The sequence below is a fragment of the Acetobacterium sp. genome (assembly GCF_030652775.1).
In the GTDB taxonomy this organism is placed as follows: Bacteria; Bacillota; Clostridia; order Eubacteriales; family Eubacteriaceae; genus Acetobacterium.
Genome location: NZ_JAUSPS010000080.1, coordinates 1 through 12,692 on the forward strand (window position 1 = coordinate 1; position 12,692 = coordinate 12,692).

Genomic DNA, 12,692 nt, shown 5'->3' on the forward strand with positions numbered 1-12,692 from the left:
AAACGGTTCTGGAAGTTGAAAAAGAGTTAATGAATATTATTCCTCAAAATAAATGGTCCCAGGCGCATCATTGGCTGATCTGGCACGGACGAAAATGCTGTACGGCAAGAAATCCCAATTGCGGCGGGTGTATGCTTCGCAGTCTCTGCGTTTTTGGTAGTCAAAATTTTAAAGAAGCATAGGTTCAAAGCAATTATTTCTTGTGTTTTTCTTAAGAATGGTTTATGATAATCACTATAAATAATCATTGAAATGAAAAAGGAGGAAAAGAAATGAAGAAAAGAGTTGTTAGTGTTTTACTCGTAGTTATGTTCACCGCTTCTATTTTTGCATTTGCAGGATGCTCAACATCCGGCGGAAGTGCAGATGTTGTTAAGCTTGGCTTTATTGGGCCAATGACTGGCGATGCTGCTATTTATGGAAGCTCAGCAGAAGAAGGTGCACAATTAGCCGTAGCTGAAATTAATGCTGCCGGTGGTATTGATGGAAAAAATATCGAATTGGTTGCTTATGATTCAAAAGCGGATCAAACCGAAGCGATCAATGCCTATAATCGCTTAAGAGACCAGGATGGTGTTGTTGCAGTAATTGGTGGAACCTTAAGTGGTGAAACCTTAGCAATGAAAGACATCATGGTTCAAGATAATATGCCAGTATTGTCGCCAACCGCAACAGCAGTTGAAGTAACCCAGGCCGCTCCAAATGTATTTAGAGCATGCTTCCTGGATGACTATCAGGGACAGGCCGCAGCTAACTTTGCTGCTACCACCTTAGGCGCAAAAACAGCTGCTTTATTAATCGGAACTGGTAATCCATACTCAGAAGGCGTATCTGAAGCATTTAAAGCCGCATTTACAGCCAAAGGTGGGACAATCGCTGGCAGCGAATCTTATGGTACTGCGGATAAAGATTTCAGTGCCCAATTAACTAAGATCAAGGAAATGAATCCTGATGTCGTGTTTGTTCCAGACTATGTTCAAACTGTTGGCCCAATTCTTCAAAAAGCCAAAGAAATGGGCATTACCGCAAAATTTGTCGGTGCCGATGGTTGGGATGGCGTTCAGGAAGAATATGCTGATGCCGCTCAGGGAAATTACTTCACCAATCATTATGCCGCCGATTCACCATCAGAAACAGTTCAGAACTTTATTACTGCCTACAAAAAAGAGTATGATAAAGTGCCAAACTCTTTTGCAGCTTTAGGTTACGATGCCGTTTATGCGATGGTTGAAGCGATTACAGCAGCTGGATCAACTGACTCAGCAGACATCATCACAGCTTTAAAGGCGACTGATCACGCAGGGGTTACCGGAACCTTGAAGTTTGATGAAGAAGGAAATCCCAAAGACAAAGAAGTTACTATTATTAAAATTGATGGCGGACAATTAAAATTCGATTCCACAGTTGTTAATAAATAGCATTTAGTCAGTTACAATATTTTAAAAAAAGTACAAGGGATATAGGAGAGGGTAATCTCTTCTATATCCATTTTATGTTATTCTATAAAGGAGGATACATCGTGAATTTATTTCTGCAACAGCTGATCAACGGGCTTAACGTAGGGAGTATCTATGCGCTCATCGCAATCGGTTATACCATGGTATATGGCATTATTAAACTTATCAACTTTGCCCATGGTGAAATCATGATGTTCGGTGCTTATTTTGCATTCATTGCTGCCACCAGTTTTCATCTACCAGTTTGGGCGGTACTGTTATCATCAATGGTCATTATGGCCATTATAGGTGTAGCTATCGAATTTGTGGCTTATCGACCACTGAGAAATGCGCCCAGGTTATCAGCTCTGATTACTGCCATTGGGGTGAGTTTGTTTTTACAGAATCTGGCACTGATTATTTTCAAGCCGGATCCGAAGGTGATGCCAAAAATATTTCCAGAAACCATTTATAAATTAGGTGAAATCGAAATCAGCTCAACCACTCTGATTACCATAGGTTTGTCATTGTTTTTTATGGTTTTACTGGATCTTTATATCCGCAAAACAAAGCAGGGTCGTGCCATGCGTGCCGTATCAGAAGACAAGGATGCTGCGATTCTGATGGGTATTAATGTTAATCGAACTATTTCACTTACCTTTGCTGTGGGTTCAGCTCTGGGCGCATTGGGAGGGGTTCTTTACAGTGTCGCATATATTCAGGTTTACCCGACGATGGGCGTTATGCCGGGACTCAAAGCTTTTATTGCAGCTGTTTTAGGCGGTATCGGGATCATCCCTGGGGCGATGCTTGGCGGATTTATCATCGGAATGGTTGAAACAATGACAAAAGCGTATCTTTCCACAACTTGGGCTGATGCTATTGTTTTTGCAATTTTGATCATTGTTCTTCTTTTCAAACCAACTGGTATTCTTGGTAAAAATACGAGAGAGAAGGTATAGACAATGGATCATATTAAGAAAAAAGCATATTTAATCAATACAATTGCCGTTGTTGCGCTCTATCTGGTATTCTTTGTGTTAATCCAGACAAAAACCATGAACAACTATTTTGTCGGAATTGCAATCATGACCTGTATTATGATTATCATGGCCATGAGTTTAAATATAGTCGCTGGATTCTTGGGCGAGATGGCTTTAGGACATGCCGGTTTTATGGCCATTGGTGCTTATGCATCAGCCAGTTTTTCAATGGCTCTGATTGATAGCGGATTGCCATTGCCCCAGTTGGTCATTCTTATTCTGGCGATGATTGTTGGTGGTATTGTTGCCGGCATTTTTGGATTTCTCATCGGAACACCAACATTGCGACTTCGAGGTGACTATTTAGGGATTGTTACCATTGGATTTTCGGAAATTATTCGGATCTTTTTTATTAATTTCGGACCAACTGGTGGAGCCGCAGGGCTAAAAGGAATTACTCGACTGGTTAATTTTCACAATGTATATTGGGTCACAATTATCGTCGCTTTTCTGATTTTCACCTTGGGACGTTCTAAACAGGGACGGGCAATTATTTCGATTAGAGAAGATGAGATTGCGGCGGAAGCGGCGGGGATCCCAACCACGCAATACAAGGTATTGGCGTTTTCGCTGGCAGCTTTTTTTGCTGGTGTTGGCGGTGCTTTGTATGCCCACTACCAATCATTTCTGGAGCCCAGTAAGTTTGGTTTCATGTTCTCAATTGAAATGTTCGTTATTGTTGTATTAGGTGGGCTGGGAAGCATAACCGGATCGATCATTTCAGCCATTGTACTGACGGTACTGCCGGAAATGCTCCGTAGTTTTGCTGAGTATCGGTTACTGGTCTATTCGCTGGTACTGATTATAATGATGATTTTCCGGCCTCAGGGAATTTTTGGACGAACCGAATTCTCACTGACAGCCTTCATTGAATCACTGATCCAACGTAAAAATGTTAAAAAATCCATTGGTGGAGGTGAAGCATCATGACCGTTTTGTCAGCAAAAAACATCACCATGCAATTTGGTGGTTTAACAGCTGTTGATCAGTTTAATCTTGAATTAAGTGCCAACGAACTAGTCGGTTTAATCGGACCCAATGGCGCCGGAAAAACAACGATTTTCAATATGCTCACCGGGGTTTATGTGCCAACCATGGGTGAGATCATGCTCAATGATCAAAGTATCATTAAAAAAACACCTCATGAAATCGTCAAACTGGGTGCGAGCCGAACCTTCCAGAATATCCGCTTGTTTAAAGATCTGACAGCGCTTGAAAATGTAAAAATAGCCTACCATAATTTCATCGACTATAACATGATACAGGGGATGTTCAGAACAAAAAAATACTGGGATGAAGAAAAGAAGGCTCAGGAAGAATGTATGAAACTTCTGGATATCTTTGATATGGGAGAGTATGCTGACACACTGGCAAAAAACTTGCCCTATGGTCAGCAGCGAAAACTGGAAATTGCCAGAGCACTGGCTTCAGATCCTAAAGTACTGATGTTGGATGAACCAGCGGCGGGAATGAATCCCAATGAAACGGCCGAACTGATGGAAACCATTCACTTTATCAGGAATAAATTTGATATTACCGTTTTGCTTATTGAACATGATATGAAATTGGTTATGGGAATTTGTGAACGGATTATTGTTGTGGATTATGGTAAAACGATCGCAGAAGGCACTCCGGATGAAATCAAGAACAACTCTGATGTTATTCGTGCTTATTTAGGAGATTAGGAGGCCGCATATGCTTAAAGTAAAAGATTTGAATGTACATTACGGAAAAATTCATGCCATCAAGGGAATTAGCTTTGAGGTGAATGAGGGTGAGATTGTTACCCTCATCGGGGCCAACGGTGCCGGTAAAACCACCATTCTCCAGACCATTTCAGGGTTACTAAAGCCCAGTGAAGGGATGATAACCTTTGAGGGCGAAAATCTTAATAAGGTACCGGCTCATCAGATTCCGGTTTTAGGAATCGCCCATGTTCCGGAGGGTCGGCGTATTTTTGCTGAAATGACAGTTTTTGAAAACCTGCAGATGGGAGCCTATATCAGAAAAGATAAGGATCAGATCCAGGAAGATATGGAAAAGATATTTCTAAATTTCCCGCGGCTTAAAGAACGAATCAAACAAATAGCCGGAACCTTGAGCGGTGGTGAGCAACAAATGCTGGCCATGGGTCGGGCTTTAATGACACGACCCAAACTGATTCTTCTGGATGAGCCATCAATGGGACTGGCGCCGCTGCTAGTTGATGAGATTTTTAACATGATCCAAACAGTTAACGATGCTGGAACCACTGTATTGCTGGTGGAACAAAATGCGAACAAAGCTTTGCATATTGCCAATCGTGCCTATGTTCTGGAAACTGGATATATCAAACTATCCGGTAACGCCAGAGATTTGCTTGTAAACCCGGAAGTCCAGCAAGCCTATTTGGGGGCTGATTGAAAAAAACTGTCTCAACAGAGGCAGTTTTTTAATGGGACGCTTCATCTTTGCTAAATTTGACTGCATAACACCCAAAACTTTCTTAAACACCTTAATTTTCATCCTTGATATGAAAATATACCTATGATATACTGTTAAAATTGAATGTGAATATAATTTATAGTGAAAGATACGGAGGATAACATGAGTGCTACAGTAGAAAGTATTGAAAAAAATATCGCAACCTTAAAAATTGAAATTAGTCCGGAGGAATACTCACAGGCTGTTAAAAAGTCCTATGATAAAAATAAGAAACGTTTTTCGGTTCCTGGCTTCAGAAAAGGAAAAGTGCCAAAACACGTAATTGAATCCTACTACGGGAAAAATGTTTTTATGGAGGATGCCATTGACTTTGCCTTTGCACCCGCTTATACAAGTGCATTGGAAGAAACCGAGATTAAACCGGTAACCCGACCTGATCTTGATAACATTGAAAAGATCAGTGAAGAAGAGGGTGCTACCTTTATTGTCAAGGTTGGGGTTAAACCTGAAATTAAACTGGGCGAATACAAAGGCGCTGAAGTTGATTCTTTAGAAGCTGTGATCACAGATGAAGAGATTACCGAAGATCTGGGCAAAATGCAGGATCAAAATGCCCGACTGGTTACTTTAGAAACAGGCGAAGTAAAAGACGGCGCCACCGTTACCATTGATTATGAAGGATTCTTAAATGATGAGCCTTTTATTGGTGGAAAAGATACTGATCATGATCTGGTTATCGGCAGCGGAAGCTTTATTCCAGGCTTCGAAGAGCAATTAATCGGTGCCAAAATCGGTGAAGAAACCACCGTTAATGTAACCTTCCCGGACGAATACCATGCCGAAAACCTAAAAGGTCAAGCGGTGGTGTTTAAAGTAGCAGTTAAGGGAATCAAAGAAAAAGAATTGCCGGAATTGGATGACGATTTTGCCAAAGATACCAGTGAATTCGATACATTAGATGAACTGAAAGCAGATGTTGAAGCACGATTAAAAACTGCTAAAACGGCTGAACTGAGAAAAGCAGCAGAAATTGCGGCTGTTAATTATGCCGTAGAAAATGCCGAAATCGATGTGCCTTATTTAATGATTGAAGAAGAAGTCGATAATAATTTGCAAAACTTCGAATCTCAAATGAAACAACAGGGAATCTCTTTAGATGACTATTTTAAATTTACCAACGTCAATCGCGATGAGTTCAGAGACAATCTGAAAGAGGATGCCGAAAGAAATATTAAAACCGAATTAATCCTTTCACAAATCGGTGAAATGGAAGCTTTAGAAGCAACTGAAGAAGAAGTAGACGAAGAAATTAAAGTATTTGCTGATGCCTATGGTCACGATTTTGACGAATATAAAAAAGGTCTTCAGGAAAGAATGCTAGACTATATCAAAGCAAACATTATCAGAAGAAAGACCGTGGAAATGCTGGTAGATGCGGCCACTACTAAAATTTCTGAGTAATAAATAAGAAAGCAGGAAAGTGTATTCATGCTAACAAGTAAAACATCACAATCGTTAATTTCCAACAATCTGGTACCGATGGTCGTTGAACAGACCGGCCGGGGAGAACGATCATATGATCTGTTTTCAAGGTTGTTGAAAGAACGAATCATCTTTTTAAATGGCGAAATAAATGAGAATCTTTCTTCACTGATTGTCGGACAATTGATTTTCTTAGAAGCAGATAATGCTGAAAAAGATATTCAGATTTACATCAATAGTCCCGGTGGATCTGTCACTGCTGGACTTGCCATCTATGACACCATGAACTATATCCGTTGTGACGTGTCTACAATTTGTGTGGGCATGGCGGCATCGATGGGAGCGTTCTTATTGGCAGCGGGAGAAAAGGGAAAACGCTTTTCGCTGCCCAACAGTGAAATTATGATCCATCAGCCACTAGGAGGCGCCCAGGGTCAAAGTACTGATGTGGAAATTTATGCAAAGCGACTGATCAAAACACGAGAAAATTTAAATTTAATACTTAGCGAGCGGACAGGTCAACCCCTGGAAACTATTGCTAAAGATACTGATCGCGATAATTTTATGGATCCTGACGAAGCGAAGGCCTACGGATTGATTGATGAGATCATTGTGTCGAGATAGGAGGCTTAAAAATGGCGAGAAATGAAGACAGCATCGAAAATGCTCGATGTTCCTTTTGTGGTAAAAGCCAATCTCAGGTAAAACGGATGGTCGCAGGGCCAGGCGTTTATATTTGCAATGAATGTATTGAGCTCTGCGAAGAAATCATGGATGTGGACACCATGCCAGACGATATCGTCTTTGATGATGTTCCCAAACCCAAAGAAATCAAACAAAAACTAAGTGAATATGTAATTGCTCAAAATCGCGCCAAGCGGGCGTTGGCGGTGGCAGTTTATAATCATTACAAGCGGATCACGGCGATGGATGAAAATGATGCCGAAGTCGAATTACAGAAAAGCAACATCCTGTTAATTGGACCAACAGGTTCTGGCAAAACCCTACTGGCGCAAACGCTGGCTCGGGTATTAAATGTTCCTTTTGCGATTGCCGATGCGACCTCATTAACTGAAGCCGGCTATGTCGGTGAAGATGTCGAGAACATTCTGTTAAAGCTTCTGCAAGCAGCTAATTTTGACGTTGCCAAGGCCGAAAAAGGCATCATCTACATTGATGAGATTGATAAAATCGCCAGAAAAGGTGACAATCCATCGATCACCCGGGATGTCAGCGGTGAAGGCGTTCAACAAGCCCTTTTAAAAATTCTCGAAGGTACGGTGGCTAATGTTCCGCCCCAGGGTGGACGTAAACATCCCCATCAGGATTTCATCCAGATTAACACCAATAATATTTTATTCATTTGCGGCGGAGCATTTGACGGGATGGATAAGGTGATTGAACAGCGAACGGAAAAAAGTTCAATGGGATTTGGAGCTGATATTCGCAGCTCTAAAGAAAAAATTGAAGAGGACAACCTGAGCTTGGTTACGCCCCAGGATCTATTGAAATATGGTCTGATTCCAGAGTTTATCGGACGAATTCCTGTGATTGCTTCACTCGAACATCTGGATGAAGAATCACTGATTCAAATACTGACAGAACCGCGAAACGCATTGGTAAAACAATATATAAAAATGTTCCGAATCGAAGGGGTCGAGTTGGAATTCCATCAAGATGCTCTCGTGGCGATTGCAAAAAAAGCGATGGATACGAAAACTGGTGCCAGAGGTCTCAGAGGGATCATCGAAAATATCATGCTTGATATTATGTTTGAAGTCCCTTCAAATGAGAACATCGAAAAAGTGATTATTACCAAAGAAGTCGTAGAGAAACAAGTTGAACCAATTATGATTTTGGGTCAAAAAAATGATAGTAAAAGTGAAAAAAATGATGTAGTATCTTAGATTTTTTTATATGGCCGTTCAAAAGACCAACTACTCTTTGGTATTTTATACCGTGTATTTGAAATTTTGTGCGGCTTTTTTTTAAAAGTTTGGGTATATAACAGGCGTAGGCAAAAATACAAAAATAGAGAGAGTACCATTCTTAATAAGAGGGGTAAGGAGTTGATTGATTTGAGTATCGAAAAAAAAGAAATTCCAGAAGAAAGTACTGACCATTTGGGAATAACTGAACCAGAATTATTTGTCCAGGAAAAAGAAACCTTACCATTAATACCGCTACGTGGAATGAGTGTTTTTCCTGGCATGGTGGTTCATTTTGATGTCGGTCGTGAAAAATCTGTTAAAGCGTTGGAAGCAGCAATGGAGCGAGATCAAATGGCGTTTTTGGTCACTCAAAAAGAAGTCATTAAAGAAGACATCAATCCGGATGACTTTTATAATATTGGGTGTCGAGTTAAAGTTAAGCAATTACTGAAAATGCCAGATAATCTCGTCAGAGTTCTGGTTGAAGTTCAGGAAAGACGGGAGATCGTTGAATTTGAAAGCCTCGATCCTTATTTTCTAGTAACGTCTCGACCAGTACGATCCGTCTATTTTGACACAAAAGAAAATCGTACTTTACAAAAAATGATTCGGGAATCATTTGCAAATTATATGAATGTTACCAGAAAAGTTGCCACCGATCTGATTCTGGCGATGAATTCGTTGGATGATCCCGATCAGCTGATCGACATTATTGGCGCTAATTTATTCCTCGATCTGGAAGACAGTCAACGGCTGATCCAGGAAACAGATGTCAATAAACGGTTGGTGCTTACCTACGAAATTTTAGTCGAAGAAGTGGAAATGATCAAAATCGAACACAATATCGACGAAAAAGTGCGTAGTGAAATGTATAAACACCAACGGGAATATTATCTGCGGGAGCAGATAAAAGTAATTCAAAACGAGTTAGGTGAAGGTGATGTTCAAAATGAACTGGAAGTTTATCGGGAGCGTCTGGCTGCCCTGGATGTACCGGATGAGGTTCGGGATAAGGTTCTGGGTGAACTTAACCGACTGAATAAAGTCCCTCAGGGTTCTTCTGAAGCGGGATTAATCCAGACCTATGTCGAATGGATATTGGATCTTCCCTGGGATACGCTGACTGAAGAAACCATTGATGTTTCGATTGCCAGAAAAATATTGGATGAAGATCATTATGCCTTGAAAAAGGTCAAAGAGCGGATTCTGGAATATATTTCAGTGCTCCAGCTTTCCAAAAGCCTGAAATCGCCAATCATCTGTCTGGTGGGACCACCGGGGGTCGGAAAAACATCCATTGCAAAATCCATTGCCCGGGCATTAAACCGTAAATATGTTCGGATGTCATTGGGCGGGATGCGCGATGAAGCGGAGATAAGAGGTCATCGTCGAACCTATATTGGTGCCATTCCGGGACGGATTATTTATAACATTAAAAAATGCGGAACCAGAAATCCGCTTTTCCTGTTGGATGAAATAGACAAACTGGGTCAGGATTTCAATGGCGATCCTGCTTCTGCGCTTTTGGAAGTTTTGGATCCCGAACAGAATAATACCTTTACCGATCATTATCTGGAACTGCCTTTTGACTTATCTCAGGTATTGTTTTTGACAACCGCCAATTCTTTATCAACAATTCCTCGGCCACTGTTGGATCGAATGGAAATTATCGATGTCAATGGTTATGTGGAAAGTGAGAAGGTCGAAATCGCCCGGCGCTATCTGATCCCAAAACAGTTAGAAATTCATGGATTGAAAAAATCAACCTGCAAATTCAGTGAAGCGGTGATAAAAAATACAATTGAGTATTATACCAGAGAGTCTGGCGTCAGGGAACTGGAGCGAAAAATTGCCCAGATTTGCCGAGTTGCCGCTAAAGAAATTGTGGAGCACAAGAAAAAAAGCATCAGCATTACTCAGAAGAATCTGGGGAAATTCTTAGGCAAGCACCGCTACTCTTTTGATACCGTTGGTGATAAAAAAGAAGTGGGACTGGTTAATGGATTAGCCTGGACACCGGTGGGGGGCGATACCCTGCAAATTGAAGTGATTGTTGTCGATGGCACCGGGAAAATTGAAATTACCGGTCAGCTGGGTGATGTGATGAAAGAGTCAATAAAGGCTGGCATCAGTTATATTCGTTCGCAGGCAAGCGTGCTGGGAATTGAATCTGATTTCTATACTAAAAAAGACATTCATCTTCATGTGCCAGAAGGAGCTGTCCCCAAGGATGGACCTTCGGCTGGTATCACTGTTACCACGGCGCTGATTTCATCATTGACCAATAAGCCGGTTCCGCAAAATCTGGCAATGACCGGGGAAATAACCCTGAGTGGTAGGGTACTACCGATCGGCGGGCTGCGAGAAAAACTGACGGCAGCCCATCGAGCCGGAATTAAAGAAATTATTTTACCAAAAGAAAATGAAAAAGACCTGGAAGATGTTCCAACTGTAGTTTTGGAGGCTTTACATATTCAGTCTGTTTCAAAAATGAGCGAGGTCACCGAAATTGTCTTTAAACAGCTGCAATAGAGTAATTGACCAAACTCTCAGGAAATGGAGATATTAATGAAAGTAACAAAAGCAGAGATTGTCATCAGTGCTGTAGCGGAAGCTCAGTACCCGGATGACAATCTGCCAGAAATAGTATTGCTGGGGCGCTCAAATGTCGGTAAGTCAACCTTTGTCAACACCCTAATTGAACGTCGGAGTCTGGCACGTACCAGTTCGCAACCGGGAAAAACCCAAACCATGAATTTCTACCGGATCAATGATCTGTTTCATTTTGTCGATATGCCGGGATATGGCTATGCCAAAGCATCAAAAACGGAACGGGAAAAATGGGGTAAGATGATTGAGAAATATCTGCGGAATCGGGATAACGTCGTCATGATTTTCCAGCTCATTGACTCCCGCCATGATCCTTCGGAAGATGATCTGCTGATGTATGAATGGCTGGTACACTATGGTCTAAACCCCATGATTATTGGTACTAAGGCAGATAAGATATCAAAGACGAATCAGAAAAAGTCGATTAACCGCATTGCTAAAATGTTGAATCTGAGAAGCTCTCGGGAAGTGATTTTGTTTTCTGCAGATACAAAGTTGGGAAAAGAAGAAGTATGGGAACACATTGAAAAAGTATTAGAATAAAAATCTAAGGCTTCCTTTAATCAGGAAGCTTTTTGCAGTTCTGTAGTGATTCTAAAGAGGGAAAAATGGCTGAAGAAAATATGACTGAAAAACAAATTCGGAAGCTGGCTGAGCAAACAGGAATTGATCTGATCGGTTTCTTTTCGGTGGAACCGCTAAGGGAGTGTCTGCCCTATCTGATCAAGCGCCATCAGGCTGGATTTTCGACCGGTTTTGAGGATGGGGAACCCGAGCAAAGAATTGATTACCTCAGAGCGTTTCCGTCTGCCAAAGCTGGTATTGTTATAGGGGTCAGCAATTATCAGTCGTTTGCGGCAGTGGTGGATGATCCGGTTCGGGGTCAACTGGCTTCGGTGACCTGGGGTGAAGATTATCATCGGGTGCTGCGCCGAAAAATGAGTGAGCTAATGGAAGCCGTCAATGCCGAAATGAAAACTTTGGGAAGGGTACCAATACAATACCAGGTTTTTGTTGATAACAGTCCGCTAGTAGACCGGGGGTCAGCATACCGGGCCGGTTTGGGTTTCTTTGGTAAAAATAACTGCCTGATTAATCGTCAATTAGGTTCCTTTTTCTTTATTGGACAAATTCTGTTGGACTGTTACATTGTCTTTGAACCGCCCAAATTGGTTGAAAATGGCTGTGGTACATGCCGGCGCTGTCTGGATGCCTGCCCCAATCAGGCACTTGGAGAAGGCTTCAGCCTGGATCCGTCAAAATGCATTTCATATCTGACTCAAAAAAAATCTCTTTCCGCGGACGAAGAAAAACGGATTACGACCTATCTTTATGGATGCGATATCTGTCAAAAAGTGTGTCCCCATAATCAGCATCTTGAACAAACAAGGGAAGAAGCTTTCTGGATTGACGCTGACACTGCCTCACCAACGCTGGAAGATATTTTGACACTGACAAATAAGGGCTTCAAAACACGGTATGGAAACACAGCAAGTGGATGGCGAGGGAAAAAAAATCTTGTCCGTAATGCCCAATTAATCGGGAAAAATAAAAAAAGACATGATTAATTGAAGATAAAATGCTATAATAATTAAGTTAAAGAACTTTTAATATTTATTTTAATTATAGGTAATTGCGAAATGAAAAAGATTTGGAGCTCAGAAAATTCGGTGGTAAGAGCCAGACAGAATTCGTGAAGTCGGAAGGAAACGGAACAACAAAACAATTAAAATGTTGAAGAAGATGAAAAAAGAGCGCAAAAATAA

Annotated in this window: 12 protein-coding genes; all 12 read left to right on the forward strand. The window is 41.3% G+C overall.

Translation table 11 applies throughout. The features are described 5' to 3' along the window. Positions 1–182 (forward strand): endonuclease III (nth, locus tag Q7J41_RS14895; protein ID WP_370651026.1); only part of this gene is annotated, 182 nt, incomplete at its 5' end. Positions 183–272: 90 nt separating this feature from the next. Beyond that, positions 273–1,418: an ABC transporter substrate-binding protein gene (locus Q7J41_RS14900; protein ID WP_304889227.1), complete on the forward strand. Its 1,146-nt coding sequence runs from the start codon at positions 273–275 to the stop codon at positions 1,416–1,418. 74 nt (positions 1,419–1,492) lie between these two features. Then, a complete protein-coding gene (locus Q7J41_RS14905; protein WP_304889228.1) occupies positions 1,493–2,398 on the forward strand; it encodes a branched-chain amino acid ABC transporter permease in 906 nt (301 codons plus the stop codon). A gap of 3 nt (positions 2,399–2,401) precedes the next feature. After that, the gene (locus tag Q7J41_RS14910) at positions 2,402–3,409 is read left to right on the forward strand and encodes a branched-chain amino acid ABC transporter permease (protein ID WP_304889229.1); all 1,008 of its coding nucleotides are present in this window, start codon (positions 2,402–2,404) and stop codon (positions 3,407–3,409) included. Further along, positions 3,406–4,164 carry an ABC transporter ATP-binding protein gene (locus Q7J41_RS14915; RefSeq protein ID WP_304889230.1) on the forward strand — a complete coding sequence of 253 codons (759 nt, stop codon included), beginning with the start codon at positions 3,406–3,408 and terminating at the stop codon, positions 4,162–4,164. Before Q7J41_RS14910 ends, Q7J41_RS14915 begins: the two co-directional genes overlap by 4 nt. A gap of 10 nt (positions 4,165–4,174) precedes the next feature. Continuing rightward, on the forward strand, positions 4,175–4,882 hold the full coding sequence (locus Q7J41_RS14920; RefSeq protein ID WP_304889231.1) for an ABC transporter ATP-binding protein: 708 nt from the start codon (positions 4,175–4,177) through the stop codon (positions 4,880–4,882). 183 nt (positions 4,883–5,065) lie between these two features. Then, entirely contained in the window at positions 5,066–6,364 is a 1,299-nt protein-coding gene (tig, locus tag Q7J41_RS14925) for a trigger factor (RefSeq protein ID WP_304889232.1), read from the forward strand. Between the two features lie 27 nt (positions 6,365–6,391). After that, a complete protein-coding gene (gene clpP / locus Q7J41_RS14930; RefSeq protein WP_304889233.1) occupies positions 6,392–7,009 on the forward strand; it encodes an ATP-dependent Clp endopeptidase proteolytic subunit ClpP in 618 nt (205 codons plus the stop codon). An 11-nt stretch (positions 7,010–7,020) separates the two neighbouring features. After that, a complete protein-coding gene (gene clpX / locus Q7J41_RS14935) occupies positions 7,021–8,292 on the forward strand; it encodes an ATP-dependent Clp protease ATP-binding subunit ClpX (RefSeq protein ID WP_304889234.1) in 1,272 nt (423 codons plus the stop codon). Between the two features lie 171 nt (positions 8,293–8,463). Continuing rightward, entirely contained in the window at positions 8,464–10,848 is a 2,385-nt protein-coding gene (gene lon / locus Q7J41_RS14940) for an endopeptidase La (protein WP_304889235.1), read from the forward strand. A gap of 36 nt (positions 10,849–10,884) precedes the next feature. Beyond that, a complete protein-coding gene (gene yihA, locus Q7J41_RS14945) occupies positions 10,885–11,469 on the forward strand; it encodes a ribosome biogenesis GTP-binding protein YihA/YsxC (RefSeq protein WP_304889236.1) in 585 nt (194 codons plus the stop codon). Between the two features lie 65 nt (positions 11,470–11,534). Next, a complete protein-coding gene (gene queG, locus Q7J41_RS14950; RefSeq protein WP_304889237.1) occupies positions 11,535–12,494 on the forward strand; it encodes a tRNA epoxyqueuosine(34) reductase QueG in 960 nt (319 codons plus the stop codon). Positions 12,495–12,692 lie beyond the last annotated feature (198 nt).

Bases quoted from the DNA above. Each gene is read 5' to 3' on its own strand.
- Q7J41_RS14900 (WP_304889227.1), top strand. From the start codon at position 273: ATGAAGAAAAGAGTTGTTAGTGTTTTACTCGTAGTTATGTTCACCGCT.
- Q7J41_RS14910 (WP_304889229.1), top strand. From the start codon at position 2,402: ATGGATCATATTAAGAAAAAAGCATATTTAATCAATACAATTGCCGTT.
- Q7J41_RS14905 (WP_304889228.1), top strand. From the start codon at position 1,493: ATGTTATTCTATAAAGGAGGATACATCGTGAATTTATTTCTGCAACAG.
- Q7J41_RS14920 (WP_304889231.1), top strand. From the start codon at position 4,175: ATGCTTAAAGTAAAAGATTTGAATGTACATTACGGAAAAATTCATGCC.
- clpP (WP_304889233.1), top strand. From the start codon at position 6,392: ATGCTAACAAGTAAAACATCACAATCGTTAATTTCCAACAATCTGGTA.
- queG (WP_304889237.1), top strand. From the start codon at position 11,535: ATGGCTGAAGAAAATATGACTGAAAAACAAATTCGGAAGCTGGCTGAG.
- Q7J41_RS14915 (WP_304889230.1), top strand. From the start codon at position 3,406: ATGACCGTTTTGTCAGCAAAAAACATCACCATGCAATTTGGTGGTTTA.
- yihA (WP_304889236.1), top strand. From the start codon at position 10,885: ATGAAAGTAACAAAAGCAGAGATTGTCATCAGTGCTGTAGCGGAAGCT.
- tig (WP_304889232.1), top strand. From the start codon at position 5,066: ATGAGTGCTACAGTAGAAAGTATTGAAAAAAATATCGCAACCTTAAAA.
- clpX (WP_304889234.1), top strand. From the start codon at position 7,021: ATGGCGAGAAATGAAGACAGCATCGAAAATGCTCGATGTTCCTTTTGT.